Source organism: Rhodococcoides sp. S146-33, from assembly GCF_059489205.1.
Genome location: NZ_JCAJWY010000002.1, coordinates 470387 through 496967 on the forward strand (window position 1 = coordinate 470387; position 26581 = coordinate 496967).

At 62.9% G+C, this 26581-nt stretch carries 35 protein-coding genes; 16 read left to right on the forward strand and 19 right to left on the reverse strand.

The window, feature by feature from the left end; genetic code table 11:
* Positions 1-17: 17 nt before the first annotated feature.
* The 8 genes from AC5WEY_RS10615 to AC5WEY_RS10650 form a co-directional block, all read right to left on the reverse strand.
* Positions 18-929 (reverse strand): esterase/lipase family protein, encoded by a 912-nt coding sequence (locus AC5WEY_RS10615; protein WP_495645888.1) that lies wholly within the window; start codon positions 927-929, stop codon positions 18-20.
* A gap of 171 nt (positions 930-1100) precedes the next feature.
* On the reverse strand, positions 1101-1985 hold the full coding sequence (locus AC5WEY_RS10620) for a glycosyltransferase family 2 protein (protein ID WP_495645889.1): 885 nt from the start codon (positions 1983-1985) through the stop codon (positions 1101-1103).
* A gap of 72 nt (positions 1986-2057) precedes the next feature.
* Positions 2058-2912, reverse strand: a complete 855-nt coding sequence (locus AC5WEY_RS10625) for an ABC transporter permease (protein ID WP_495645890.1) — start codon at positions 2910-2912, stop codon at positions 2058-2060.
* Positions 2913-2922: 10 nt separating this feature from the next.
* On the reverse strand, positions 2923-3780 hold the full coding sequence (locus AC5WEY_RS10630) for an ABC transporter permease (RefSeq protein ID WP_495645891.1): 858 nt from the start codon (positions 3778-3780) through the stop codon (positions 2923-2925).
* Positions 3780-4748, reverse strand: a complete 969-nt coding sequence (locus AC5WEY_RS10635; RefSeq protein ID WP_057475681.1) for a daunorubicin/doxorubicin resistance ABC transporter ATP-binding protein DrrA — start codon at positions 4746-4748, stop codon at positions 3780-3782. The genes AC5WEY_RS10630 and AC5WEY_RS10635 overlap by 1 nt, the downstream gene beginning before the upstream one ends.
* Before the next feature lie 121 nt (positions 4749-4869).
* Positions 4870-5823 carry an AurF N-oxygenase family protein gene (locus tag AC5WEY_RS10640; protein WP_057475680.1) on the reverse strand — a complete coding sequence of 318 codons (954 nt, stop codon included), beginning with the start codon at positions 5821-5823 and terminating at the stop codon, positions 4870-4872.
* 32 nt (positions 5824-5855) lie between these two features.
* Entirely contained in the window at positions 5856-6761 is a 906-nt protein-coding gene (locus AC5WEY_RS10645; RefSeq protein ID WP_495645892.1) for a prephenate dehydrogenase dimerization domain-containing protein, read from the reverse strand.
* 12 nt (positions 6762-6773) lie between these two features.
* Entirely contained in the window at positions 6774-7268 is a 495-nt protein-coding gene (locus AC5WEY_RS10650; RefSeq protein WP_495645893.1) for a hotdog fold domain-containing protein, read from the reverse strand.
* Between the two features lie 490 nt (positions 7269-7758).
* On the opposite strand from AC5WEY_RS10650, the gene rpsJ reads away from it, so the two are divergent.
* The 12 genes from rpsJ (at position 7759) to AC5WEY_RS10710 (ending at position 14032) form a co-directional block, all read left to right on the forward strand.
* A complete protein-coding gene (gene rpsJ / locus AC5WEY_RS10655) occupies positions 7759-8064 on the forward strand; it encodes a 30S ribosomal protein S10 (protein ID WP_003938093.1) in 306 nt (101 codons plus the stop codon).
* A 14-nt stretch (positions 8065-8078) separates the two neighbouring features.
* A complete protein-coding gene (rplC, locus tag AC5WEY_RS10660) occupies positions 8079-8744 on the forward strand; it encodes a 50S ribosomal protein L3 (RefSeq protein ID WP_027496309.1) in 666 nt (221 codons plus the stop codon).
* Positions 8741-9418 (forward strand): 50S ribosomal protein L4, encoded by a 678-nt coding sequence (rplD, locus tag AC5WEY_RS10665; RefSeq protein ID WP_032404662.1) that lies wholly within the window; start codon positions 8741-8743, stop codon positions 9416-9418. The genes rplC and rplD overlap by 4 nt, the downstream gene beginning before the upstream one ends.
* Positions 9415-9720: a 50S ribosomal protein L23 gene (gene rplW / locus AC5WEY_RS10670; protein WP_027496310.1), complete on the forward strand. Its 306-nt coding sequence runs from the start codon at positions 9415-9417 to the stop codon at positions 9718-9720. Before rplD ends, rplW begins: the two co-directional genes overlap by 4 nt.
* Before the next feature lie 39 nt (positions 9721-9759).
* A complete protein-coding gene (gene rplB, locus AC5WEY_RS10675; protein WP_008718311.1) occupies positions 9760-10596 on the forward strand; it encodes a 50S ribosomal protein L2 in 837 nt (278 codons plus the stop codon).
* Positions 10597-10609: 13 nt separating this feature from the next.
* Positions 10610-10891: a 30S ribosomal protein S19 gene (gene rpsS / locus AC5WEY_RS10680; RefSeq protein ID WP_008718309.1), complete on the forward strand. Its 282-nt coding sequence runs from the start codon at positions 10610-10612 to the stop codon at positions 10889-10891.
* Positions 10888-11310, forward strand: coding sequence for a 50S ribosomal protein L22 (rplV, locus tag AC5WEY_RS10685; protein WP_027496311.1), 423 nt, complete (start codon positions 10888-10890; stop codon positions 11308-11310). Before rpsS ends, rplV begins: the two co-directional genes overlap by 4 nt.
* Positions 11310-12119, forward strand: a complete 810-nt coding sequence (gene rpsC / locus AC5WEY_RS10690; protein WP_027496312.1) for a 30S ribosomal protein S3 — start codon at positions 11310-11312, stop codon at positions 12117-12119. Before rplV ends, rpsC begins: the two co-directional genes overlap by 1 nt.
* 3 nt (positions 12120-12122) lie before the next feature.
* A complete protein-coding gene (gene rplP / locus AC5WEY_RS10695; RefSeq protein ID WP_027496313.1) occupies positions 12123-12539 on the forward strand; it encodes a 50S ribosomal protein L16 in 417 nt (138 codons plus the stop codon).
* Entirely contained in the window at positions 12539-12784 is a 246-nt protein-coding gene (rpmC, locus tag AC5WEY_RS10700) for a 50S ribosomal protein L29 (protein ID WP_032376634.1), read from the forward strand. The genes rplP and rpmC overlap by 1 nt, the downstream gene beginning before the upstream one ends.
* Entirely contained in the window at positions 12781-13059 is a 279-nt protein-coding gene (gene rpsQ / locus AC5WEY_RS10705; protein ID WP_032397542.1) for a 30S ribosomal protein S17, read from the forward strand. Before rpmC ends, rpsQ begins: the two co-directional genes overlap by 4 nt.
* Before the next feature lie 85 nt (positions 13060-13144).
* Positions 13145-14032, forward strand: a complete 888-nt coding sequence (locus AC5WEY_RS10710) for a glycosyltransferase family 2 protein (protein WP_057475676.1) — start codon at positions 13145-13147, stop codon at positions 14030-14032.
* Between the two features lie 7 nt (positions 14033-14039).
* Here the strand turns inward: AC5WEY_RS10710 and AC5WEY_RS10715 are convergent, their stop codons facing one another.
* Genes AC5WEY_RS10715 through AC5WEY_RS10730 form a run of 4 tightly spaced genes read right to left on the reverse strand, consistent with a single transcriptional unit; the run spans position 14040 to position 20226 of the window.
* Positions 14040-15365 carry an AIM24 family protein gene (locus AC5WEY_RS10715; protein ID WP_495645894.1) on the reverse strand — a complete coding sequence of 442 codons (1326 nt, stop codon included), beginning with the start codon at positions 15363-15365 and terminating at the stop codon, positions 14040-14042.
* A 33-nt stretch (positions 15366-15398) separates the two neighbouring features.
* Complete coding sequence (locus AC5WEY_RS10720; protein ID WP_495645895.1) at positions 15399-18521, reverse strand: ATP-binding protein; 3123 nt, start codon at positions 18519-18521, stop codon at positions 15399-15401.
* Between the two features lie 17 nt (positions 18522-18538).
* On the reverse strand, positions 18539-19192 hold the full coding sequence (locus AC5WEY_RS10725) for a hypothetical protein (RefSeq protein ID WP_495645896.1): 654 nt from the start codon (positions 19190-19192) through the stop codon (positions 18539-18541).
* Positions 19189-20226: an endonuclease domain-containing protein gene (locus tag AC5WEY_RS10730; protein WP_495645897.1), complete on the reverse strand. Its 1038-nt coding sequence runs from the start codon at positions 20224-20226 to the stop codon at positions 19189-19191. Before AC5WEY_RS10730 ends, AC5WEY_RS10725 begins: the two co-directional genes overlap by 4 nt.
* Positions 20227-20464: 238 nt before the next feature.
* On the opposite strand from AC5WEY_RS10730, the gene rplN reads away from it, so the two are divergent.
* Genes rplN through AC5WEY_RS10750 form a run of 4 tightly spaced genes read left to right on the forward strand, consistent with a single transcriptional unit; the run spans position 20465 to position 21915 of the window.
* Positions 20465-20833 (forward strand): 50S ribosomal protein L14, encoded by a 369-nt coding sequence (gene rplN, locus AC5WEY_RS10735; protein WP_008718280.1) that lies wholly within the window; start codon positions 20465-20467, stop codon positions 20831-20833.
* Entirely contained in the window at positions 20834-21151 is a 318-nt protein-coding gene (rplX, locus tag AC5WEY_RS10740) for a 50S ribosomal protein L24 (protein ID WP_008718278.1), read from the forward strand.
* A 1-nt stretch (position 21152) separates the two neighbouring features.
* On the forward strand, positions 21153-21725 hold the full coding sequence (gene rplE, locus AC5WEY_RS10745; RefSeq protein ID WP_008718275.1) for a 50S ribosomal protein L5: 573 nt from the start codon (positions 21153-21155) through the stop codon (positions 21723-21725).
* Positions 21726-21729: 4 nt separating this feature from the next.
* Positions 21730-21915, forward strand: coding sequence for a type Z 30S ribosomal protein S14 (locus tag AC5WEY_RS10750; protein WP_008718273.1), 186 nt, complete (start codon positions 21730-21732; stop codon positions 21913-21915).
* A gap of 91 nt (positions 21916-22006) precedes the next feature.
* Here the strand turns inward: AC5WEY_RS10750 and AC5WEY_RS10755 are convergent, their stop codons facing one another.
* The 7 genes from AC5WEY_RS10755 to AC5WEY_RS10785 form a co-directional block, all read right to left on the reverse strand.
* A complete protein-coding gene (locus AC5WEY_RS10755; protein WP_495645898.1) occupies positions 22007-22705 on the reverse strand; it encodes a DUF6885 family protein in 699 nt (232 codons plus the stop codon).
* Between the two features lies 1 nt (position 22706).
* Positions 22707-24074 (reverse strand): type I glutamate--ammonia ligase, encoded by a 1368-nt coding sequence (locus AC5WEY_RS10760; protein WP_495645899.1) that lies wholly within the window; start codon positions 24072-24074, stop codon positions 22707-22709.
* A gap of 257 nt (positions 24075-24331) precedes the next feature.
* Positions 24332-24571, reverse strand: coding sequence for a DUF7683 domain-containing protein (locus tag AC5WEY_RS10765; protein WP_495645900.1), 240 nt, complete (start codon positions 24569-24571; stop codon positions 24332-24334).
* 270 nt (positions 24572-24841) lie between these two features.
* Positions 24842-25087 carry a DUF7683 domain-containing protein gene (locus AC5WEY_RS10770; RefSeq protein WP_495645901.1) on the reverse strand — a complete coding sequence of 82 codons (246 nt, stop codon included), beginning with the start codon at positions 25085-25087 and terminating at the stop codon, positions 24842-24844.
* A 133-nt stretch (positions 25088-25220) separates the two neighbouring features.
* Positions 25221-25532: a DUF7683 domain-containing protein gene (locus AC5WEY_RS10775; RefSeq protein ID WP_495645902.1), complete on the reverse strand. Its 312-nt coding sequence runs from the start codon at positions 25530-25532 to the stop codon at positions 25221-25223.
* A 19-nt stretch (positions 25533-25551) separates the two neighbouring features.
* Positions 25552-25872 carry a DUF7683 domain-containing protein gene (locus AC5WEY_RS10780; RefSeq protein WP_495645903.1) on the reverse strand — a complete coding sequence of 107 codons (321 nt, stop codon included), beginning with the start codon at positions 25870-25872 and terminating at the stop codon, positions 25552-25554.
* Positions 25873-25909: 37 nt separating this feature from the next.
* Positions 25910-26533, reverse strand: coding sequence for a colicin E3/pyocin S6 family cytotoxin (locus tag AC5WEY_RS10785; protein WP_495645904.1), 624 nt, complete (start codon positions 26531-26533; stop codon positions 25910-25912).
* Between the last annotated feature and the right edge of the window lie 48 nt (positions 26534-26581).

Sequence of the window (26581 nt, forward strand, 5' to 3'; positions counted from 1 at the left end):
GAGACCGGACCGTCACGTCAGCAGGGTGCGGAGTGAGCCTTCGCGTATTCGGGGTCGAGCGCGGAGAGCACCATGTAGTTCGGGGCCGGATCTGTCACAAGACCGAGATGGCCGGTGGTAGCACCGGGACACACGTCCTGCACCCAGAGGTTGTGAACCGACTCCGTGTCACCGGTACGTAGAAAGGTGAGTTCGGGGGGTGTCGAGATTTGGTCGTCGCGAGTAGCGATGACCGTGTAGTCGACGCCGGGAAGGGCGTCGCCCCCGGCATTGAGGTTGACCAGAACCGGGGACCCCACCAGTTGCTGTGCTCCGGCCATGTTCCACGTCAGCGGAGTGATGGCGTCCCCGGGGAGTCCGAGTGATGTGACCAGCTTCGCCAGCTCCTGAAGGCCACCGAACGTTGTCCCGTGGTTGGTCGCACCCAACGTGACAAGGCTGTGGACCTTGTTACGAGAAGGGTCGGCGGGGTCCGTACCGCCGTCGAACTTCATGTACTGCCGAGCTACGATTCCGCCCTGTGAATGCCCGACGACATCCACCTGCGAGGCACCTGTTGCAGCCAAGACCTCGTCGATGAAGCCGCCGACCTCACGCGCCGACTCCGGGATGTCACCGGAGCCCCATACGACCTTGCCGGGCTCGAACAGAAGGCCGACTGCACCGTAGTTGGGTGCGAACACGCAGTAGCCCTGTTCGATGAGCTGGGGGGCCAGAACGGTCCACGTCGTGGAGTCCATCTTCGTTCCGTGGATCAGCACGACGGGTCGAGGATGCTCGGGGCTGGGAACACAGCCGAAGTCGTTGGTACCCTCCACAGTCGGGATCGCTACAGGGTCGGCAGATGCGACGGAGGTTCCGGAGAGAATCACGGCGGACGTTGCTGCGAGTACGCACAGAGCACGCGCAACTCGGGTGGTAATCGCCATGGCCTCTTTCCGGTTCAGCTCACCGCGTCGGACGACGTCGGAGATAGCATGTGGGTGACATAACCGTAACATTCATAGTGCGAGCAACCTTTTGGACAATTGCAGAACTACTGGTCGACGAGTTGTGCGTTCACGCAAGTGTGATGATGCTCACGCTTGCGGACGGCTGGCTCACCAACCGATCGCTCGATACTCGATTCCGGCGCGTAATTCACCGACTCGGATGTAGAGGGCGCGTAACCAGTGTCCCCGGGACAGCTTGGTGATCGACGTCGGCAGTAAAGGGTTACGCACTATCAACACGCCCCAGCGCAGCAGCACGAGACGAATGCTCAGTGGGGGGCACCCATGGCGACGGTACTCACCGACGAGCTTGGTAGTGCCGTATCCGGCACGGTACGACTGACGCAGTAGCGGTCCGAGGCGGTCGCGTAGACGGTACGAGACCTTGGGCTCGTGATCGAAGCTGAAACTGTGACCGGCCAATTGGGCGCGCCAACTGAATTCGACGTCTTGGCTGGCCGCGAATTCGTTGTTCATGCCGCCCAGAGAGTGATACACCTCGGCTCGGCACGCCATGCTGGCTCCGATCGCGAACGGGCGAAACGAATTTCCACCCTGGTGCTCCGGAGCGAGGCTCGGCGTCCAGGACAATGCACGCTCGCCGTTCAGAGATGACGTCTCGACTGCAGTTCCGACGAGATCGAAGTGCGTCGCCATCCGGGTGAGCGTGCTCAGCCAATCTCGATGCACCACGTCATCGGCGTCACAAAAGGCGAGCAGCTCACCCGTAGCCGCGTCCGCACCGCGGTTGCGGGCATGCGCAGCTCCTTTTGCCTCTGACGCGTCGACGTACACGGTGGAGAACCTGGCGGGGAGAGGGCACGTCTCGAGGTATTGCCGAAGCTCGCCACTACCGGAGTTGTCCGCAAGGACAACCTGGAAGTCGCCCTCGAAATCCTGATCGGCCAGAGCCCTCAGTTGAGCTGCCAGCATCTCGTCGAAGGCACCGACGGGAATGATTACCGATACAGAAGGTATGTCTGAAATGGGCATGACCATTTACGGTACGCACAAACGTGGCTCGATTGAAAGGCTTCGGTGGGAGGTCCATCCCGTCGGCGCCTGTCAGCCCGTCGCAGATGCTTTCTTGTAACCGCGGATCGCCGGGATCAGAAACACAGCTGCCATCCCGAGCGACCACGCAAGGGTTTGCAAGACCGGCGTCAGTACCGGACCGCCCATTGCCAGGTTCCGCATCGCGCCGACCGCGACCGACATCGGCTGAGCGGCGACGACGGGTTGAAGCCACGGCGGGTAGGCCAGCACTGGAACGAAGCCGGCGTTGAAGAACATCAGCAAGGTGGCGAAAATCGAGACGACTTCGACCAGGGGTGCGTCTCCGGCGACCGTTGCCAGGAATGTCACCATTACCGCAAACCCGATACCGAAGACCACCGGAATCAAGATCAACAAAATGCCGGCCGGAATTCCCTGCGTGAATCTGAACCCCAGCGCCACACCGGCACTGGTGATGACGATGGTGGTGACCAGTACCCGAACTCCTTCGGCGATCATCCGGCCCAGCAGGCCGGCGGCGCGGTGCGTGGGTGTCGTCCAGAACCGGGACAACAAGCCCGATTTCCGTTCGCCCTTGAGGCCGACAGCGCTGACGATCGATCCGAACATGGCTCCGACGAGAGCAATCATCGGCACCTGGCCGTAGACCGCCGGAGATCCGGTGGCGGCGGAAATCGAGTTGCCGAGCACCACACGGAACATGACCAGCATCAATGCGGGGTACAGCAACGCCTGAATCATTGTCGACGGGTCGCGCATCCACCGCATCAGAAGTCGCTTGGCTTGAATCAGGCTGTGCGTCCAGAGCGCACGGATCGACCCTTCTCGGAGGGCCATATTGGGCTCGGGAAAGGTCAAGCTCGAAACGCGCGCGGTGTTCACCGACGCTTCTGACATCGTCATCTCGGCCTCGTCACTCTGGCCTGGAGCTCGCCCAGATGGCAAGCGGTACGAAGAACAGGATCAGACCGGTTATCCACGCCAGCGACGGCCACAGCACCTGAAAGCTGACTCCACCTTCGGCCATATCGCGCATCGCGAAGGAGAACTGAGAAATCGGCTGGTTGCGCACGAAGGGTCGGATGAACTCTGGGAAACCACTTTCCGGAACGAAACCGCACGAGGCCATACCGAGAATGAGCTGGGGGAGGGTCAACACCTGGCTGGTCGCCTCCGGGCTCTTCGACAGCGTTCCGATTGCATCGGCACCGATCGACAGCGTGGTGCTGATGAGCATGGCGAGTGCGCAGAACAACAGTGCCTGACCGAATCCTGCAGTGAAGCGAAAACCGATGACGTAACCGAAGCCGAGTGCCGATACGAGAGACACCAACGAGCGGACGACACCGCTCGAGATTCGTGCCACCAGGGGGACACCGCGCACGACCGGCATCGTTTTCAAACGAGAGTTGAGGCCACTCATCGCCTCCGCCGAGGCTCTCTGGGCCGCGGAGATGGCGGTGAAGGCCATGGCCTGCAGCACGATGATAGGCATCAGGAACTGGGCGTAGTTGATGCCCTGCAGGCCCATCACGAACTTCAACGGCAGATAGAAGCCGACGGTGAAGATCAGGGGAGCGATAACCGCAATCAGCAGCTCGCCCTTGGTGAGCATCGTCCACAGAGCACGGCCGGTCAGCGCCTGCCACTGAACGAAGCCGGACGGCCGCGTTCGTGACCTCCGCTTCGGCTGCTGAGTGGTGGAGCCAGCGCCGGTCCGCTCGACGAACCTCGCGTGTGTCTTGGGCACGCCCCGCGTCGTGGCCGTCATCAGCTCGAGCTCGCTTGTGAGTGCCCGGTGAGGGTGAGGAACACGTCGTCCAGCGAGGGGCGTCGCAGGGCGATGTCAGCCAAGACAATTCCCTCCGCGTCGACTCGGCGCAGGATCTCGGACAGCGTCGCTGCGCCGTCGGGTGCCGGTACCGAGATTCGATCGGAGGTAGCGGTGATCTCGGCGTGAACGGCAGCAGGAACCATGTCGCCCAGTGCGCGCGCGGCCGCCCGGAGTTGCCCGGGATCGAGCGGCACCACTTCGCAGTAGCTGCCACCGGTCATGGCCTTGAGCTGATCGGACGTGCCCTCCGCGATGACGGTGCCCCTGTCGATCACGATGATGTTGTCGCTGAGGACGTCCGCTTCTTCGAGGTACTGGGTTGTCAAGAGAACGGTGATGCCCTGTGCCTTGAGTGCCTCGACCAGTGACCACACACCCTGCCGGCTACGAGGGTCGAGTCCGGTGGTCGGCTCGTCCAGGAACACGACCTCCGGCCGTACGACCAATCCGCACGCGATGTCGATGCGGCGACGCATGCCGCCGGAATATCCACGAACGGGCCGCTTACCGGTATCGGAGAGATCGAACTCGTCGAGAAGAGCCTTGGCGCGCGCCTTGGCGGCCTTCTTGTCCAGACCCATCAGGCGGCCGAACAACTCGATGTTCTCGCGGCCCGACAGGGTGTCGTCGAGTGCCGCGTACTGTCCGGTCATCATGATCGAGCGTCGGACCGCAGGGGCGTCGGCCACTACGTCGTGGCCGGCGACGAAGGCTCGGCCGGTGTCGGGTGCGATCAGCGTGGAGAGAACTTTCACAGTTGTGGTCTTGCCGGCACCGTTGGGTCCCAGGATTCCCAGGACGGTCCCGCGCTCGGCAGAAAAGCTGATGCCGCGCAGCGCATGCACATCACCGAAGGACTTGTGAACGTCCTCCACGTGTACGGCTGCGTGTTGAGCTGACGACATCGAATCTCCGAGCTGTCGGGGTGAATGGTGGGACAGGACCCCGGGGAGTCGAGGGCCACTACTTGATACCGGAATTCCCCGAGAATGTTACCTGCGGGTCGACGCCGGGTGACCTCCGCAGTCAGCCCCAATCGATATCGATACTGTCTTCGACGTCGAGCTTCCGGCACAGAGACCTGAGCCCGCTGTAGTCCTGAACCAACGCACGGCGACTCGTGTCCTGCTCGACGTCGGCCAGCATCTCTTCGGCACCGCGGATACCCTCGAGCTCGAGAATGCGTCGCCAGGTAGAGAAATCGCTGCTCGAGAACGCATCCATCCCGTCGACCAGACCGTCGAGGAACTTCTGTCGATCGTTGGCTCCGAGGCGATCGAAGACGATCGCGGCCATGTCGTCCGCGATCGACGCATGGCAGTACTCGTCGCGATTGTGCAGTTTCACGGTCGCCCGATTGATGGGCTGGATGACGTCGTCGTCCTCGATCAGGTCCAAGTAGGACGTGATGGAGATCTCCGCAACTGTCATGAATGCCAACGAGCTGATCGCAGCGGACCACGAGTCGTCGCTGGTTGCCTGCGCACTACGTTGCCGACGCACCGTCGAGCTGAAGGGCAGGGAACGCTCCGACAAAGCCCACCCTCGCCCGCGCCGTGTCGCCGCGCTCGCATTCAGGTGCATCAGTGTGTGGTACTGCTCGTCGACCATCGCCTGGGTCACCGCGACCGCGAGCGTGTCGCCCATTCCGGTCTCGAACACATCCTGCGCCAGCAGGGCAAAACCCGGGTGCACGACGTGCTGCTCTACATCCATCACGTTCTTGTTGAATGCGATCCAACCCCAGGCACGCAGGCGATCCTTCTGCTCCGGGGTCGCACCGGTGAAGGTGTCGTGCTCGCCGAACGGGATGAGGGCGTCCGGGAAATCCTGCTTGGACGTGTCGAAGAGGTCGTCGAGCTCGGGTTCGGGCTTCTTCACCGTTGCGCGCTGCGCCCAGTTCTTCGCCAACCGTGAGACGACGGCGCTCTCCACGACATCGGCGGAGTCGAACTCCGGCAACGACGGCTGTTCCAGCATTGCGTGCCTCGCCTCCGAGCTGTTACCAGTGATCATCGGTTACCACTGCTACCTCGAACGATACCGAACATCTCGGCACACACAGCTCGATAGTGATCGCCGCTTCCCCCCAGCGCGGACTCTGCCTCGGTCAACAGTCGCGCGAACCGGTCCTCGGAACCGGAATCGACCGTCTCGTTCAAAGTCCGTGTTGCGCGTTGCAACGCCGATCTGGCTTCGGCGGCGTGCGTATTGCCTGCTTGTACGTCCCAGTACACCTCGGGCTCGCCGCCCGTGATGCGGGCGAGCACGGCCAGCATCGTTGCGTGTGGGGGAGGTGCGACGGCATCGATGTCCCCGAACGGCAGGTCGAGCTCGGCCAGTGCCAACCCGAACGCCAGCACACTCGCATGCGTCAGAGCCTGCGTCGCCGCGGCGAGGCGATCGTGGCGCGCGGCGTCGAGAAGGACGACTCGGCCACCCCACTGCGCGACCGTGTCGAGAAAGGCGTCTGCGGACGGGCCTGTGCGGTGCACGACGGCGGCGACCGGACGTCCGGACATTCCCAGCGATGGCGCGAACATGGGATTGATCCCCACAGTGGTGCCGAGTCGATCGATCTCGTTCAGGTGGTGGGCGAAGCCGGACTTGACCGACAAGGTTTCCACCAGCAGGGCGTCCGGGCGCAGAGCTGACAGGTCGGCCGCCAACGCCACCGATTCCGGTACCGCCAGAATCACCGTGGCGGCTGTCGCGAGCACCGAAGCGAGCCGTTCGTCCGGATCGATGATGTTTCCGACCATGACAGGAGAGGTGGCGCCGGGCGAGGCTCGAACGTCCACGCTCGTCACTGGGATGCCGTCGCCGCGCAGCAGGTCGACCACGAGGCGGCCGACAGCTCCCGCCCCGCCGACCACCACTACTGAGTTCTCGTGCTCCGACCCCGTCACCGTATCCATCGGTCGAGTATGTCAACGGGATGCAGCGGACACCCAGATCGTGATGTCGGCGTGCACCACCTCGATGCCCGCGGTGTCACGGATCGACACCGGCACGACGATGTCGAGGCCGTCGGTGACCGATCCGAAATCAGGAATCCCGTCGAGTTCGGCGACGGCGCGCAGCGACGTGGTCGCCTTCGTCAGATACTGAACGTTCATCGACTTGGGAATCCAGCGGTGCGAGGTCGGCACCGTCGCCTCGGCGAGCATGCCCATCGCAACCTCGGCGAGGTTGCAGGCGGCGATGGCGTGGAATGTGCCAAGGTGGTTGCGAATTCCGAACCACTTGGGAGCCGTCACCTCGCAGCGACCCGGTTCGAGGGCCACCACCCGCGGCAGCACGGAAGCGAAGTAGGGGACCCGGAGGCACATGCCGACGGAGAACACGGCGGACCCGATAGTGTTGCTGGGGAGCTTCGACCAGGCGCGATAGGTAGCGCCCGTGGTGCTCTCGACTGTGGCCATGTCCCTACCTTACTGCTCGGTAAGGTGGCGGGACGACGATCTATGGACCCCGAGTTGATCTGTCGCCCGGACTGCGGCATACTGGTCGGGTTGCCTGGACACGGGACGCGCTTGCGTGCGGCCTGAACCAGGTGAGTCGGCTGTGAAGCCGGCTGAGCAAGACATGAGACCAGCGCTCCACGTGAGCGCGTCCGGAACACCAGCTCGATCGGTGCGGGTTTCGTTCGATACGGATGGTTGAAGCGAAAGTTTCAGCGCAGACGAATGAGCGGAATCACGACACGCCCGACCGCGTGGACCGGAGAACCATGACAGATGAAGAGCGGCAACGGATGCAGGCCACGCCTGGGTCGTCAACGTTTTTCACTGTCGTGTGTGCACGAAGGCAGTTCGGGTCGGTGGGTTCCACCGGCTCGGGGACTGTGCAGACGAGGTGGAGCAGGCCGAACGGCCCGTTCTACGACCAAGCGGCAAGAAAAGGACACTAAGCGTGGCGGGACAAAAGATCCGCATCAGGCTCAAGGCCTACGACCATGAGGCGATCGACGCGTCAGCGCGCAAGATCGTCGAAACGGTCACCCGTACGGGTGCCCGCGTCGTCGGACCGGTGCCGTTGCCGACAGAGAAGAACGTGTACTGCGTCATCCGTTCGCCGCACAAGTACAAGGACTCGCGCGAACACTTCGAGATGCGTACTCACAAGCGGCTCATTGACATCCTCGACCCGACACCGAAGACGGTCGACGCGCTCATGCGCATCGACCTGCCGGCCAGTGTCGACGTCAACATCCAGTGAGCGCGGAGACAACGATGACTGATAACAAGAATCGGCCTGCGACAGGAATTCTGGGCACCAAGCTCGGAATGACCCAGGTCTTCGACGAGAACAACCGCGTCGTTCCGGTGACCGTGATCAAGGCGGGCCCCAACGTGGTCACCCAGATCCGCACCCAGGAGCGTGACGGCTACAGCGCCGTCCAGGTCGCATTCGGTGCGATCGACCCGCGCAAGGTGAACAAGCCCACCACCGGCCAGTTCGAGAAGGCAGGTGTCACGCCGCGTCGCCACATCGTGGAGATCCGCGTTGCCGACGCCTCGCAGTTCGAGGTCGGCCAGGAGCTCACCGCTGCAGTGTTCGAGGACGGCGCATACGTCGACGTCACCGGCACCAGCAAGGGCAAGGGCTTCGCCGGAACCATGAAGCGTCACGGCTTCAAGGGTCAGGGCGCGAGCCACGGCGCACAGGCCGTGCACCGTCGCCCCGGATCCATCGGTGGCTGCGCAACGCCGGGCCGCGTATTCAAGGGAATGCGTATGTCCGGACGTATGGGTGGCGACCGCGTAACCACGCAGAACCTCTCGGTCCACAAGGTGGACAGCGAAAACGGTCTGCTGCTGATCAAGGGAGCGATCCCGGGCCGTCGCGGCAACGTCGTGATCGTCAAGTCTGCATTGAAGGGTGGTGCACGGGCATGACCAGCCTCGACAAGAAGACCGAAACCAACTTGACGCTGGACGTCAAAGAGGTCGGTGGCAAGACCAACGGAACCGTCGATCTGCCGTCGGCGATCTTCGACGCACCCGCGAACATCGCACTGCTTCACCAGGTCGTCATTGCGCAGCTCGCAGCGGCACGCCAGGGAACGCACTCCACGAAGACTCGTGGCGAGGTTCGCGGCGGTGGCAAGAAGCCGTACCGCCAGAAGGGAACCGGCCGCGCCCGTCAGGGCTCGACCCGCGCTCCCCAGTTCGTCGGTGGTGGCACGGTCCACGGACCGCAGCCGCGCGACTACAGCCAGCGGACTCCCAAGAAGATGAAGGCAGCCGCTCTGCGCGGTGCCCTGTCGGATCGGGCCCGCAGCGAGCGGATCCACGTGATCACCGAATTGGTTGCCGGACAGATTCCATCCACCAAGGGTGCGAAGACGTTCCTCGCCGAGCTCTCGGACCGCAAGAAGGTCCTGCTCGTCGTCGGACGCGAAGACACCGCGGCGTGGAAGAGCGTCCAGAACCTGGACGGCGTGCACCCCATCGCACCCGACCAGCTCAACACGTACGACGTGCTCAACGCCGATGACGTCATCTTCAGCGTGGAAGCGCTGAACACCTTCATCGCTGGGCCTGCAAAGAACGAGGAGGCAAGCAAGTGACCACGATCGCCGATCCCCGCGACATCTTGCTGGCACCGGTCATCTCCGAGAAGTCCTACGGACTGATCGAAGAAGGCACGTACACGTTCCTGGTGCACCCGGACTCGAACAAGACGCAGATCAAGATTGCCGTCGAGAAGATCTTCGACGTCACCGTGACCAGCGTCAACACGATGAACCGTCAGGGCAAGCGAAAGCGGACCCGGTTCGGTTACGGCAAGCGCAAGGACACCAAGCGCGCGCTCGTAACGCTCTCCGCTGACAGCAAGCCCATCGAGATCTTCGGAGGTCCGGTCGCGTAAGCGACTGGGACTCTTCGGATATAGAGGACGAGAAGACTCATGGCAATCCGTAAATACAAGCCGACAACCCCGGGCCGTCGTGGCTCCAGCGTGTCCGATTTCGCTGAGATCACGCGTTCGACCCCCGAAAAGTCGCTGATCCGCCCGCTGCACGGTCGCGGTGGACGTAACGCACACGGTCGTATCACCACCCGGCACAAGGGTGGCGGTCACAAGCGTGCGTACCGTCTCATCGATTTCCGTCGCAACGACAAGGACGGCGTGCCGGCCAAGGTCGCTCACATCGAGTACGACCCCAACCGCACCGCGAACATCGCACTGCTGCACTTTGCAGACGGCGAGAAGCGCTACATCGTCGCACCCAAGGGCATCGCCCAGGGCTCGCCGATCGAGCAGGGTGCCAATGCCGACATCAAGCCCGGCAACAACCTGCCCCTGCGCAACATCCCGACGGGTACGACCATTCACGCGGTCGAGCTCCGTCCGGGTGGTGGCGCGAAGATGGCCCGCTCCGCCGGAGCGAGCATCCAGCTCCTCGGTAAGGAAGGCCCCTACGCCACGCTGCGTATGCCGTCCGGTGAAATCCGACGCGTCGACGTGCGCTGCCGCGCAACCGTCGGCGAGGTCGGTAACGCCGAGCAGTCGAACATCAACTGGGGCAAGGCCGGCCGCATGCGCTGGAAGGGCAAGCGCCCGACCGTTCGTGGTGTCGTGATGAACCCGGTCGACCACCCGCACGGTGGCGGCGAGGGCAAGACCTCCGGTGGACGCCACCCGGTCAGCCCCTGGGGACAGCCGGAAGGCCGTACCCGCAAGAACAAGGCGAGCGACAAGCTCATTGTCCGTCGTCGTCGTACCGGCAAGAACAAGCGCTAGGAGGGAGTTCAGAATGCCACGCAGCCTGAAGAAAGGCCCGTTCGTAGACGATCACCTCCTCGCGAAGGTTGACGTCCAGAACGACAAGGGAACCAAGCAGGTCATCAAGACCTGGTCCCGTCGATCGACAATCCTGCCCGACTTCATCGGTCACACTTTCGCCGTCCACGACGGTCGCAAGCACGTACCGGTGTTCGTGTCCGACTCCATGGTCGGCCACAAGCTCGGAGAGTTCGCACCGACCCGCACGTTCAAGGGTCACATCAAGGACGACCGGAAGGCGAAGAGGCGATGACCAACTTCACCCCCACCGCCAATCCGACTGCCAAGGCCGTAGCGAAGCACGTTCGCGTCACGCCGATGAAGGCACGTCGCGTCGTGGATCTGGTTCGTGGGCGCTCCGTCGAGGACGCGCTCAACATCCTCAAGTTCGCGCCGCAGGCAGCGAGCGAGCCGGTCGCCAAGGTGATCGCGTCCGCAGCCGCCAACGCCGAGAACAACCTGGATCTCGATCCCAGCACGCTGATCGTCGCCACTGCATTCGTCGATGAGGGCACGACCCTCAAGCGATTCCAGCCGCGCGCTCAGGGCCGGGCATTCCGGATCCGTAAGCGCACCAGCCACATCACGGTGATCGTCGAAAGCCTGCCCAAGACCGGCGGAACGTCTCGTAACCGTCGTAAGGGCCAGGCGTCCAAGGAAGGGGCTCAGTAGTGGGTCAGAAAATCAACCCGCACGGCTTCCGCTTGGGTATCACCACTGACTGGAAGTCGCGTTGGTACGCAGACAAGCAGTACTCGGAGTACGTCAAGGAAGACGTCGAGATCCGCAAGCTCCTCGCCACCGGCATGGAGCGCGCGGGTATCGCCAAGGTCGAGATCGAGCGCACTCGTGACCGTGTTCGCGTGGACATCCACACGGCACGTCCGGGCATCGTCATCGGTCGTCGTGGTGCCGAGGCCGACCGCATCCGCGGAGCTCTCGAGAAGCTGACCGGCAAGCAGGTCCAGCTCAACATCCTCGAGGTCAAGAACGCCGAGTCCGAGGCTCAGCTCGTGGCTCAGGGTGTTGCCGAGCAGCTCAGCAACCGCGTCGCATTCCGTCGCGCAATGCGTAAGGCCATCCAGTCGGCCATGCGTCAGCCGAACGTCAAGGGCATTCGTGTTCAGTGCTCCGGTCGTCTCGGTGGCGCAGAAATGTCGCGCTCGGAGTTCTACCGCGAGGGACGCGTTCCCCTGCACACGCTCCGTGCCGACATCGACTACGGGCTGTACGAGGCCAAGACCACCTTCGGCCGCATCGGCGTGAAGGTCTGGATCTACAAGGGCGACATCGTCGGCGGACGGCGTGAACTCGCTGCCGCTGCGGCTCCGGCCGCCGGTGCAGACCGTCCCCGTCGTGAGCGTCCCACTCGTCCGCGTCGCAGCGGTGCCTCGGGCACCACGGCGACCAGCACCGAGGCCGGCCGCGCGGCATCCGCAACCGAGGCTCCGGCCTCGACCGAGCCCACTCAGGAGGGCTGACGCATGTTGATCCCCCGCCGGGTCAAGCACCGCAAGCAGCACCACCCGAAGCGTTCGGGTGCCGCCAAGGGCGGAACTCAGGTGACATTCGGTGACTACGGCATCCAGGCTCTCGAGCCCGCCTACATCACCAACCGTCAGATCGAGTCCGCTCGTATCGCGATCACTCGCCACATCAAGCGTGGCGGCAAGGTCTGGATCAACATCTTCCCGGACCGCCCGCTCACCAAGAAGCCTGCCGAGACCCGCATGGGTTCCGGTAAGGGTTCGCCCGAGTGGTGGATCGCGAACGTCAAGCCGGGCCGGGTGCTCTTCGAGCTGTCGTACCCCGACGAGACCATCGCGCGTGAGGCACTGACTCGCGCCATCCACAAGCTGCCCATCAAGGCACGCATCATCACCAGGGAGGAGCAGTTCTGATGGCTACCGGAACCCCAGCCGCAGAGCTCCGCGAGCTCACCGGTGAAGAGCTGGTCACCAAGCTGCGTGAGTCGAAGGAAGAGCTGTTCAACCTTCGTTTCCAGATGGCTACCGGCCAGTTGGACAACAACCGTCGACTGCGCGTGGTGCGCCACGAGATCGCGCGTATCTACACGGTGCTCCGCGAACGTGAGCTCGGCTTGGCCTCTGGTCCTTCCGAGGACACAGCAGGTGACGCAGCATGAGCGAGGAAAAGACTGTGACTGAAGAGCGCAACAACCGCAAGGTTCGGATCGGCTACGTCGTATCCGACAAGATGGAAAAGACGATCGTGGTCGAGCTCGAGGACAGGGTCAAGCACCCCCTGTACAGCAAGATCATCCGTCGTACCACCAAGGTCAAGGCACATGACGAGAAGGGTGACGCCGGCGTAGGCGATCGCGTTCAGCTCATGGAGACCCGCCCGCTGTCCGCCACGAAGCACTGGCGACTGGTCGAGGTTCTCGAAAAGGCCAAGTAAGCACCGAGTGCTGGAGGAGCCCATTCCCGGGTCAACCGGGGATGGGCTCTTTCGTGTTCTGACCCCGAGGTAGGAAGAGCGTTCGATGGACGAGAACCGACGCGAGGGCGTGACTGTCGTCATCCCCGTCCGCAATGCGGTCGCGACCCTGGGAGCCCAACTGGACGCCCTGGCGGTACAGGTTGGCGTCACCGACTTCGAGGTGATCGTCAGCGACAACGGCTCGACCGATGGGCTGCGGGAGTTTCTCGACGCGCGCCCGAACGACTCCGGTCTGCAAGTCCGGTACGTCGATGCGTCCGGTTCTGTGGGAGTCTCCCATGCTCGCAATATTGGAGCATCAGTTGCCCGAACAGATTTGCTGGCGTTCTGCGACGCCGATGACGTCGTCCGCCCCCGGTGGTTGAGCGAATTGGTCGCCGTCGCCTCGACGACAGATCTGGTGAGTGGCTCGCTGGACACGTCGAAGGTCAATCCTCCTGCGGTCTATCGTCGCCGTCCGATGACGCCCTCCGACGCGGGGTTCCACACCGACTTTCTGCCGTATGCCCCCGGCTGCAATTTCGCGGTGTGGGCCGATGTCTTTTTTGCCGTGGACGGTTTCGACGAAACTTTGACCGATGCGGGCGAAGACCTGGACTTCTCCTGGCGTGTACAACTGGCCGGGTTCCGGCTCGCACACGCATTGGCTGCCACCGTGGACTACCGCCTCAGGCCCACGATGCGCCAGTTCTTCTCACAGGCACGCAGATATGCGGTCGGTGATGTTCAGCTGTACCTGGCCTACCGCGAATACGGGTTCGTCGGTCTGTCCGTCAGCGTGTTTTCGAAGCACGTGTTGCGGCTGTTGGTAACCAATCCTCTTGTGCCGCAATGGTTGTCCCGGGCGCCGCGTGAACGATGGATTGCAGCAGTGGCTGTGGCCGCCGGTCACGTGCAGGGGTCGATCCGGTATCGAACGCTTTTCCTGTGAGCGCGAATCACCTGCCGAGCAGGCCACCGAGCGCCCCGCCGACACCGGCCTGCTCTCCGCTGCCTGCTCCGCCGATCACCCCGCCGGGTGGCTGTTCGGATGGCTGCACGACGACAAATCCCTGACCTGAGAACTCGAGGGTGAATCGCTCACCGGTCGAACGGCCGATCAGTGTTCCGAGTCCGAACGAATCGTTCTTCTTCACCCGTGTCTGCAAGGACGACGACCAGGCAACCGCAGCCTGTGGGTCTGCGAATGTGGGCTGATCGACGTTCAGCACCACCGGCACACCGTCGGTCGTGATGGCGATCCGCCCACGTCCGGTGAATACACAATTGAAGAAGCCCGCGTTGCCACCTGCCGCCGCGCCCTGGACTCGTTTGATGTCGTAATTCAGCGAGGACTCGAAGGCGAGGACGTTGGCACCGTTGATGGTCAATCCATCCGTTCCGTCCAGGTCGATCAGGTGGACGTCCTGCGCAGCGTTGGCGAGGAAGAGATCCCCCTGGCCCGATACCTTCATCAACGGCACGCCCTCTCCGGACAAGGCCTGCTTCAAGGCGCGCCCTATACCCCCGGAGCCCTTTGCCTCGAACTGCAGATTGCCCTGGTAGGCAACCATCGAACCTGCTCGGGCCATGATGTCGCCGTTCATGCCGACCCGGCACATCTTGCTGCCCTGCTTCTGAATACCGGATCCGGGAACCTCGGCGTGTACGGGCTGGAACAGTTCGCTTCTCATGGCCAGAACTCCTTGGTGGGCAGGTGAATCGACGGGCAAGTCGGCGTTGTGGGAGGGGCTTGTCGTCGATGCCTCGGGTAGCGGTTGCTCGTCGTCTTCGATGGTGATCCCGAAGGCGGTGGCCAGTCCGGCCAACCCGTCCGCGTACCCCTGGCCGACAGCGCGGATCTTCCACTGCTCGGCGCGCCGGTAGAACTCGAGGCACACCAGAGCGCGTTCCTCCTCGAGAGCATCGGCTGCGAACCCTACGACCGCTGTACCCGACGCGTCGGAGACCGTCACCGACGTGGGACCTGCTGCGGCAAATGTTGCCGGACCGCTTCCGTCGAGCGAGGCTGCGATGGCGACGGTCTCGACGTCGAGAGGAACCGCCGACGGATCCAACCGGACGAGATGGCCGGATGGCGTCCGTTGATACTCCACACCCGCGCCGGCCGGCTGGTTGTAGAACACCAGATCGGCGTCCGACCGCACTCGACCATCCAACCCGAGCAGCAGGGCCGATACAACTACGGAGGTCGAGGCGGCGAGCGTCACAGTCAGGGGACCGGACGGTGCGGGGCAGTTCTCCCCGCGAGCGAGGTTTTTCATCGGATCCAGTGTGCCAGTGTGGGACGCTTGCTGTCAGGAACGCGCCAGTTCGATGACTTCTTCCTCGGTCGGTGGGCTCTTGGGGTGGTACGACAGGCACAGGGGAGTCGCCGTGCGCCGGAACTCGGCACCTTCCACGGCCGCGTAGAACTGACCGGCGGGCAGCCGCCCGACGTCGGGAACAGAACCGCCCTTGACTCGCGCCATCTCCTTGGCCGCATCGACTTGCGACGGACTGTTCAGCAGACCGTAGAACTGAGTCGACGCATTGCCCGCAATGCGGTTGTGCAGGCCCTTCGGAGCCTGGGTCGCAAAGACCAGGCCGAGTCCGTACTTGCGTGCCTGCGAAGCCAGAGCGAGGGTGCTGTGTGTCGCCGCGGTAGTCCTGTCCGACGGCGCGAAGTTCTGCGCCTCGTCCATGACGAACAGTCCGCCGAGCGGCCGGTCCCCCGCCGGATTCTTCTTTATCCAGGCGAACAAGCCCATCTGCAACTGGTTGACGAAACTCTGCTTCTGCTCGTCGGTGGTCAAACCAGCAAGGTTGATCACCGACACCCTGGCCTTCTTGCCCTCGACAGGCGTCAGCAGAACTGCCGGATCGACCGGTGTCCCTGCCCCGGCGAACATCGGATCGTTCGCGGCGGCGGCTTTGAGATTCTCGGCCAGCCCGGCAGCGATGCGTACGGCGTCGCGCATTTCGCTGCCGTCCTCGGGGAATTCCTCGAGCAAGTCGATGAAGTCGGTGAGATTGCCACCGTGCGGCCGTCGACCGAACAGATCCAGTGCCGACTTCAGCACGGCCCGACCGTGTTTGGCCTTCTGTGACGTACCGAGAACGCCGGCGGCCGGCTCGAGCGAGGCCAGTGCGGACTCGACGGAGGCCTCGAACTCGTCGGCGTCGCCGAGGACGCTGACGAAATCGGGAAGTGGTTGGAAACTGAGCGGGCGACCGGCAGACTTCCGTGGCGTCCAGACCACGACATCGGTGTCGCGCAGATACGCCGTCGCCTTGGCTTCGTCCCCCGGCGGCCAGGTTCGCTCGTCCTCCGGCCATGCGGTGCCGAGCCGAGCCAGGTCGTTGTTGACGTCGAGTACGATCGCCGAAACGCCGTGCAGCGCACACTCTTCCACCAGTCGGCGGATCAGCACCGTCTTGCCGGAGCCGGAGCCCGCGAAGATAGCTGTGTGCTTGCGCAACGCTTCGAGGGGCACAGCGACGTCGGCCCCGGTGCTCAATTCGGCACCCACCACGATGGACGGCCGACGCGACGCGGTCGGTGCCGAAGCCGTGATCGGTGCCTCCGGTTCGATGAGCGCCGTGTCGTCGTCGACGACACTCACGGCAGGCAACACCGCCCCGAACAATTCGACGTCGTGTGCCGGCTTGCGCGCGAGCAGCCAGGAGGTGAGTGCGGGGGAGTTCTCGCTCAACAGGGTCGACAACGCCGCCAAAGCCCGCCGGTCCTCGTCGCCGAGGGGTACAACGACGCCACCGGCACGACGCAGCGCCGCGATGGTCTGCTCGGTCTTCGCGCCGTTGGGCCACGGGTCGTTCCTGATCAGAATCAACCGCCGCTTGGGCATGTCGACTCGAAGTCCTGCCGTGGTCACTGCGCGCTCCACTCGGGCCAGTGCGGCCCGAGCGTTGCCGGACGTCACCGCACGGAAGCACCAATGCTCCTCGTCGTCCGTGTCGGTGTCGACGGTGTGGCGTAGCCGAGCGTGTAGGGCAGGTTTGCCGCTCGGGGGCGGGTCCTGCGCCAGGCTGTCGTCGGACGACTGATGTTCGTGAATCCAGGCGGTCAGACCCGCGGACAGCAGAGCGGGAACGATCGAGTCCTCACTGTCGGGTCGCAGGGGGACGGTCACATCGACCTGTTTGCGAAGTTCTTCGTAGCGATCGTCGAGCAAAGCGAGTTCGTCGACCCGTGCTTTCGGGAGGTCCGGCGCATCTGCCGGCCCGGACTTGTCCGTGAAACTCTCCAATTCCGACGCGACGCCGGTGTCGAGGCAGTGCCGGATGTGGCGGTCGACGGCGATGAGCAGCTGGCGCGGAGTGAAGTCCGGGGCTTGCTCGAACGCGTCGGGGGCCACCGGCCACGTCGGGTGCGGCGGAGTGAAGCCGGCTTCGAGGAAGCAGGCTGCCAGGCGCCGGCCGAGCAGCAGGCGACCGACGTCCGACGATGGAATCGGCTTGAGCGACTGAGTGACTCGGAAACGGTCACGCATGGGAGCGACTCCGCGGGCGGCGATCAGTTCCCACGCACTCGACAGGGCCGACAGCACCGAGGCGGTGCGGGGGAGTGTCTCGCGCAGAGACATCAGCCCGTGCGCCAGCTGTTCGACTACCTTGTCCTCCTGCGCGTCGGCGAACTCCTGATCGGATCCGGTGCGCGACTGGGCGACGAGAGTGTCGATCTGGTCGATCGCGAGAATGGTTGGGCCGGTGATCGCGAGCAGTCGCGAAATGTTCTCGGCGATGCCCTGATGGCCGAGCTCGGCACGGCGAATTCCCCATCCCGAGAACTCCTCGGGATCGACGTCGTCGATGGACTGGAGGTATGCATCGCCCAGGTCCTGAACTGCGGAGTCCGGGGCAATGGACAGCACGAGCGCGCGCAGTGTGTGCTGCGACGTCCGGCGATGGCGGGGGTGCACCTTGTACACCGCGGTGACAAAGGCATCGAGTGTCTCGGCATCGATCATGTTCTCGCCCATGATCTTTGCGCGCTGGTCCTCGGACATGTCGCCGATCTCGCACAGGCGTCGAAGCAGCAAACCGAGCTGACTGTCGGATCCTCGTCCGGACGGGCGCATCAGATCGTCGAGCATCCCCATCAGCGTCGAGCGCCAGAATCCGGCGGCATCGAGGAGCCGGATCAGGAAGAAGTACCCGCCTTTGAGCTGCACTTCCTCACGCACCTGACCCAGTAGGTGCGTCTTGCCCGAGCCTGCAGGCCCGCGTACGACGACACCGAGAGGGCTGGCGTCGTCGGACGCGTCTGCGTCGTCGTACGCATTCATCACTTCGAGGAACACCCGCTCGTGCATCCCCGGCACGTGCACGTTCGACTGCGAACGCCACACGTCGTCGGGTGTCGGTGCCCAGCTCAGCCGCACCGATTCGAGAGCTCGGATCTGCTCGTTGTCCGTCATCGTCGACTCAACGCCCATCATGCTTCGATCGAGAGAAGGTGGTTCTGCTGATTACCGACGACGACGGCGGCAGCACGTTCCTCGTCCGTCAGTGTCTTCTGATTCTCTTCGGGGATCAGCGAGACGTCCGGCGCCCGACGCAGACGGGCGAGAGCGTCGTCGAGATCGGTTCTCGGTATGTCGTGCAACTCGTTTCGCAGTCGCGAGAGTCGAACTGTGCTGCCGGGTTCGCGTGCGAGCCGCGCGTAAGCACCGCGAATACTGGCCTCGAGGTCGACGGTCTCGTCGGACTTCTCGGGTGCCGGTTCGGTCGCAGGCTCGTCACCGCGGGGCGAGAACACGTCCGCCGGACGGCTGTCGGTGCGATCGAGCCATCGACGCAAGCCGGCCAGCACGGTGAACATCGCCTTACCGGCTCCGGTCGATCGAGCCGGGGGTTCCCCGCCGATGAGTTCGCCGCACGTGCGCCACCCCTTGTCGGTCAGGTCGAGCGTCATCGGGCGAACCGAGGTGTTCACCTCGATCAGACCGGCGTTCTTCAACTTGTCGCGAGAAGGCTTCGCCAATTCGGGACCCATCGTTTTGAGTTCGGAATTCTTGACCGGACTCGCTTCGGCCATCAGGACCAGTAGCACTGCTGCTTCGGTCCCGTTCAGTTCTTCGGTACTCATCGAGGATCCCCCTTCGATCGTCTTCTCGATACTGCCTCGCGGATGGTAGCGACAGCGCGGTGCGGGTCGTCCATCACCTGAGCGTTGGTGAACCGCAACACCATGTAACCGTGCGTCTGCAGTTGGTTGTCGCGCACGCGGTCCTCGGCGAAACGCTCGGGTGCTCGGTGTTCGTTGCCGTCGATCTCGACGACAACTCTCTCGGTGCGCCACAGTACGTCGACTGTGAAAGGTCGGCTGAGTTCGCCGAGCCGGATCGAGCGATTGTGCTCCCGCCCGGTGGCCCACTCGTGCACGTCCAGCGCGCGATAGAGGCGTTTTTCCGGATCGCTGGCCGGGTGCGGGTATCCGGCGATCGGTGGATAGCTGAGTGGGCGGAAGCGATCGAGGACGGTGCTGACGCCGGTGGGCACTGCGGGTGCACGAACCGACACCGACGGGAACCGATCCATGCCCGACGCTCCGTCTCCGATAACCCATACCGCCATCCCGGCGTGCGTGCACAGCCATTCGGCCGCAGTGGCGGCGACATCGGCATCGACTCCCGTGGGTACGACCAACACGAGCGCGGCGGAACTGCGCCTTTGCGCAACCGCAAGCAATCGCGCCGAACCTGCTGCCCTGGTTTCGACGGTGAACGCTGCACGACGCGGCAATCGCCTGTCGACGGCGGCGTCGGCGAGAGCTCCGACGTAGGGCCCGAAGTGCACGGTATCGGCGGCCAGCCGCACAGCTGCCGTGCGCGCGGCGCGCCGATCCAACGTGGACGTGCCCGACTGGTGGTCGAATTCCGGAAGCCAGAGTTCAGCCGAGTCCGCCGCCGCGTTCTCCAGTCCGTCGACCACGGCATCCACGAGGTCGACAGTCCGTTTCGCGGACGCAGGCTCGAGTGCGAAGAAGACGATTGCGGGCGCAGCGGTGGGCAGCGGGTTCACCGAATCGGCGAGTTCGCGTTCGGTGGCACCATGTACCCGCACGACTCGATCCAGGGGTAGGCCGGACCACCAACCCGCGGTAACGTCGTTCGACGTCATCGCCCCGCCTCGATGATCCGAAGATGCTCCATCTCCGAAACCGTACCGAGAGTCCTGGGTCTGTTGGCAACGGCTCAAGGGCGGGCGATCACGATTTGGATCCACGGGGGCCGTTCCCCTACACTTGACCGGTTGCCTGTGGCAGCGGTGTGCCTTCGTGCGCCCGCACCCGGCAGCCGACCGCGCGTGTCGGGACGGAAATCCGGCACGTACGTACATCCAGGTCAAGGAGAAGTGAGTGATTCAGCAGGAGTCGCGAGTACGCGTCGCTGATAACACGGGCGCAAAGGAAATCCTTTGCATCCGCGTTCTCGGTGGCTCGTCACGTCGCTACGCCGGAATCGGCGACATCATCGTAGCTACGGTGAAAGACGCCATCCCCGGTGGAAACATCAAAAAGGGTGAGGTCGTCAAGGCCGTCATCGTCCGCACCGTCAAGGAGCGCCGTCGTCCGGATGGCTCGTACATCCGCTTCGACGAGAACGCTGCTGTGCTGATCAAGCCGGACAACGATCCCCGTGGAACCCGTATCTTCGGCCCGGTCGGCCGCGAGCTGCGTGAGAAGAAGTTCATGAAGATCGTCTCGCTCGCCCCGGAGGTGCTGTAAATGAAGGTGCACAAGGGCGACACCGTTCTCGTGATCGCAGGCAAGGACAAGGGAGCCAAGGGCAAGGTCATTCAGGCCTACCCCGCTGATTCCAAGGTCTTGGTCGAAGGCGTGAACCGCATCAAGAAGCACACCGCGGTCTCTGCCAACCAGCGCGGCGCATCCTCGGGTGGCATCGTCACTCAGGAAGCCCCGATCCACGTATCGAACGTCGCAGTTGTCGACTCGGACGGAAACCCCACTCGCGTGGGCTACCGGACCGATGAGGAATCCGGTAAGCGCGTTCGTGTTTCCCGCAAGAACGGGAAGGACATCTGAGATGACTACCACCGAAAACATCGCGGGCGAACAGCCCCGCCTCAAGGCGCGCTACCGCGCCGAGATCAAAGACGCCCTGAACACCGAATTTGCATACGAGAACGTCATGCAGATCCCCGGCATCGTCAAGGTCGTCGTCAACATGGGTGTCGGCGACGCCGCCCGTGACGCCAAGCTGATCAACGGTGCAGTTGCCGACCTCGCTGCCATCACCGGCCAGAAGCCGGAGATCCGTAAGGCCCGCAAGTCCATCGCACAGTTCAAGCTGCGCGAAGGAATGCCCATCGGCGCACGGGTCACCCTCCGTGGCGACCGCATGTGGGAGTTCCTCGACCGTCTGGTCTCCATTGCCCTTCCCCGAATCAGGGACTTCCGCGGCCTCTCGGGCACGCAGTTCGACGGCAACGGAAACTACACGTTCGGCCTCAACGAGCAGTCGATGTTCCACGAGATCGACGTGGACAAGATCGATCGTCCGCGCGGTATGGACATCACCGTAGTAACCACCGCAACCAACAACGAAGAAGGCCGCGCGCTGCTCAAGCACCTCGGCTTCCCGTTCAAGGAGAACTGAGTCCATGGCGAAGAAGGCATTGGTCAACAAGGCCAACAAGAAGCCGAAGTTCGCGGTGCGTGCATACACTCGCTGCAACCGCTGCGGCCGTCCCCATTCCGTGTTCCGCAAGTTCGGCCTTTGCCGTATCTGCGTGCGCGAGATGGCACACGCCGGAGAGCTTCCCGGAGTTCGCAAGAGCTCCTGGTGATCTGAGGCCTTCAGGCTTCACCACACCACGCTGATGGGCGTGGGTTCCGAAAGGAACCTACGCCCATTTTGCGTTGCTCAGGTCCTGACGGTCACGCCGACCACACGTCGTGTCGTAGTCCCAGAGAGCGGACCAGACTGGCCGACGTGTGGCGATCCTGGCCGTCGACGATCAGCAGCAGGCCACGCTCGGACATCGCCGATGCGAAAGCGGCGGTGGGGACGGTTCGACATCCGGGCGGCATATCCGGGTCTCCGAGTTCCCGATAGGTGTCGGCAATCGCCACTACGTCCTCGACTGGATCGAATCCCCAGACGGTAACGAAATGTCCTACATTCCAATCGAATTCGGTCAGTTTCCCGGTATGCACATTCGCCACCAGGCCGAATCGGAACGGCCTATCGCCGAGGCGGTCAAGAAGGGCGCGCAGTCCGTCGGTAGCGGGTCCCATGACCGGAACCACGGCGACGCGATGATCGGTTGCAGTCTCGATGCCTTCTGCGAGACCTGCTGCCGTTGTCCCGGCTGCGTCGATCGATGCGGCCATCGGCAGTGCATCCCACCCAAGGGTGAGTCGAGGGGTTCCGGGAGGGCGGCCCGAGTCGATCTTGCCCGGCCAGATCGCAGACCTCGATGCGACCGCGAGTGCCGTCACGTCCGGTGCGTCGTAGCCCATGACGGCCGTCAGTGCCACCGAAGCCGAGAACGGCCCGCAGAGTTGATCCGGTTGCGGCAGAACATGATCGAGAGTCGAAACGATGGCGCTTGCCCCGGCAAACCGTCGCAGCATCTCAGTAGATCCAGCGCAGCGATTCGAGCAGTTCGTCCTCGGTATGGCTCTCCGCCCACGCGGCGTCGGCGTCCCGGCAGGCAACGAATGCGCCCAGAAGTTCCACGCCCAACACGTCTCGGACCAGAGCTGACGACAGTAGATTCTCGCGCTGCTGCGCGTGGGTCGTTGCGAGAGGCGAGATCCCCGCGGCCTCGCGACGGGCGTCGTCCCAACCTCCCACGTCCTCCTGGACCGGTGACGGCAACTGCGCCGAATCCGCCACTCCCGACAGGCCGGCCGCGATCGTGACGGCCAGCGCCAGATAGGGATTGGCGGACGCGTCGCATGCCTTCAACTCGACGTTCGTGTGTTCCGGGCCGAGAAGGGGAGTGGCCGGTACGAGTCGCACTGCAGCCTCACGGTTTTCGACGCCCCAGAACCCGAAGGCACCTGCCCAGTAGCCCGGTCGACGACGCAGCAGCGACCCCGAACTCGGTGCCGTGATGGCAGTGAGTCCCGAGAGTTCTCGGACGAGGCCCGCGATGTACGCCCGCCCGGTGTCGGACAGTCCGTACTCTCCGTCGCCGGTCAAGGCGTTGTGTCCGTCGCGAACCAGTGACGTGTGCAGGTGCCACCCGTTACCTGCACTGCTCGACGAGGGCAGGGGAGCGAAGCTTGCCCGCAGGCCCTGGGTTTTGGCCGCTGAGTGGATGGTCTGCCGCGCGAGGACTTGCGCGTCGGCTGCAGCAAGTGGATCGAGTGGACTCAATGCGATCTCCAGCTGGGAGCCGCCGTACTCGGCATGAATCTGACCGATGTCGAGGCCGTTCGCAGACAGCGCCTGGAGCAATAGAACGACGAATTCGTCGACATCGCGCAGTGCGTTTGCCGAGTAGGCAGGTCCGCGATGAGCGGACAGTCCGTCCGATTCACGGGTCAGGGCGAACTCGATCTCGAATCCGGCCCGTACCTCGAAACCCGCATCGGCGGCCAGTTGCACCTGCCGCTCGAGCACAGCGCGCTGATCGTAGGGCCACGGTGTGCCGTCCGCCGAGACCTGTCGTCCGTGCGCCCAGGCCAACCCTGGTTGGCCAGCAAGTGGGACCACGCTTGACACGTTGTCGATCACCGGAATCAACCGAACATCGCCCGACGGCGTCGACAGTCCTTCGTGGGCGAATGTGATCCCGTCGTGCGAATCGAACACCGCAAAGACTGCGGTAACTCCTACTCCACGACGTGCGGCGGCGGTCAGTTCTGCGGTGGGTACGGTGCGCGATCGGACAATGCCGTTGTTGTCGACCCAGCCGATGGTCACCCCCGCGATGTTGCGGTCGCGGAGAGTGTGGGTGAGGTGGTCGATGTCGACTGCCTTCGAGTCCGTCATGGTGCGACGTTAGCGAAGAAGTGGGAGTTCGGGTGTCCAACTGGGTCTGCGGATTACGAAATGGCTGGGCTACGCGTGTGGCGCGCCGAACTGCTCGGTTGCCCGCGCTTCATCGTCTCTGCGGTGGAGTCCAGAGCGGCGTCGACGCGGCGCGAGTCTCACGGACGACATTGGAACAGGGATGGAACGTGCCCGAGTCTTTTGTCTGAACCTCCAGGCCGTGTCAGGCCGCGTCGTGGCGCGCCTTCTCCTTGGATTCAGTTTGCGAAGAGGCCTACGAAATAGCTGCAGCTGAAGTCGATCGAAAGCTCGCCATCAATATATTTCGCAAATTTTGCTAAATCCGCGGGCGCAACCTCATGCATTGCCGCTTCAATTGATCCGTTCTCTTCATCTAGTCCAATCAACTCTTTCATAGTCGTGCTGGTTGCACCCCGAAGCGGGTAGCTCTTAACAAGAAGCTCAGATTTTTTCTCGTATGCGTCCAGGTACCACATTTGTCATCTCCGTGGTTTGCGGCCGGGCACCGGCGCGTTTGTCATATCGCCGGTGACTGGGTCGAACTCGTCGAGGCGGTGCCCGTTTCTCGTGTGAATTCGGACCCCCATGTCGGTATGTGCATACGAATAGATAGCATGTGTTGCCTGTCCAATGTGGCCGATTGTCCGGTGGACGTTCATCGCTGAGGTGCGGACACTGAGATTGAGATCCGACCAGAGCGATAACGACACCGAGGTCTACGCTCCATGACGTGTTGTTGGTGATCGTCAATCTGAAGAATAGCCAACTTCGTACTCGCAGTTCTCGTCCAGAGTGAAGACTTCGTCCAGGAAAGCTGCAAACTCTGACACCTTGGACAGAGGAACGTCGTGTTGACGAATCCCAATGGGAAGTTCGTGCTCGCCGTCTGTTATGCCAAGAATCCTCCCGACTACGTCGGCTGACATGTCGTGAAGGACATATTCGCCCACAAGGAGATGTGTAGTTTTATCGAATTTCTCTAGGTGCCACATCGTAGTTTTCAGAACTTAGTGCGAACAGGCGCGTTCAGTGTGACCGGCAATCGCTCGATCAGACGAATAGTTTCTGGTATCACGTGTTCCACTCTCAAGTAGTTCGCCTCCCACGTATCGCATTGCCCATTCCTCAGTCGGTGAACAGGCCGATGAAGTACTCATTATCGGAGCTGACTCTGAAATCGCCCTCGATGTACTTGGCGAACTTCGGCACGTCGGCCAATGCGACTGGGTACGGTCCCATTTCTAGTGGAAGTTCACTTTCATCGACGTCAATCAGTTCTCTGATTTCGTCTCCGGTGATAGCAGTCAGGAGATAGCTGTCCGCGATCAAATCGGTTTGGTTATCGTATGATTCCAAATACCACATGCCGTCTCTTGGTTCCTGATGTGATCGATCTTGTAGGGTTTCGTCTTCCCTCGACCGCAAACGCTCGGCCATGGACGCGGAGTGTGAAGCCTCATTTCGGTTCGGCGCGGAACGAGACTTCGTACGAGTGTCCTTCTTTGGCTTGGAACGGGATTTGTATGAACTGAGCAAAGGCCGGCACCTTCTCCGCCGGTACGTCGTTCTGGCCGACTGCAACGGGTAGGTCGAAGTCGCTGTCGTCGATCTGTAGCGTGTGTTTGACGAATTCGACCGTCATATCGTGCAAGAGGTATATCTCTGTTGCCAATTCGGTTTCGTCATCGAATTCTTGCAGGTACCACATGGCGTTCTCCTTTCGAGTGCATATTCTACTGTTATGGTTGATTTCGGAGCGGTTGTGACCCAGCGTCATGTCAGGTTCGAGCAATCCAGATGTCGGAGCCGATTAGTCATCGACCTGGCCTTCTGGTTGGATCTGGGGGTTTCGTCTGAACGCCGGTATTGGGGTCGTATTCCCCCAAATGTTTACCGCTCTTGCTGTACTTTTCGACCGCGCCGTGCTGATAATCCCACTCGTAGATGTTTCCTTTCTCGTCGACCCAACGCGTCCGCCGGTTCATTCTTTTTGCTAATTTCGCGTTAGGTATCCCTGGAAGATCCCTTGTTGGCGGAGGATTGTAATGCCAACTACCTCCACCAGTATTCGCGTTGAATGTCGTCGGACTTGCTTGTAGGAGCGGTTGCACGTCCGATGCGATTCCAATGGCCGCCGCCCCGGTTGCCACGGTGACACCGACGGCAATTGCCGACGCCGCTTCCACTCCGGTGAGGACGGCGATGACACTTCCGGCGATGACGCTGCCCGTCGCGCCAGTAACCGCGACCGTTCCCACGCCGAGGGTGAAGAAGCCGGCAACTGCACCGGCGATCGTGCCGGCCACGATGGCCGTTCCGACGATATCGATGACGCTCTGGTGAGCATCCTGAATTGTGGTGGCCCATTCGCCGCATTGGCTCGCGAGGGTGTCGAATTGGTCGGCGACGTTGTGCGCAGCGATGTAGACGCCGTCCATCTGGGCGAGGACCTGCGGCAATTCGTCGGAGGAAAGTTCCTCGATGCC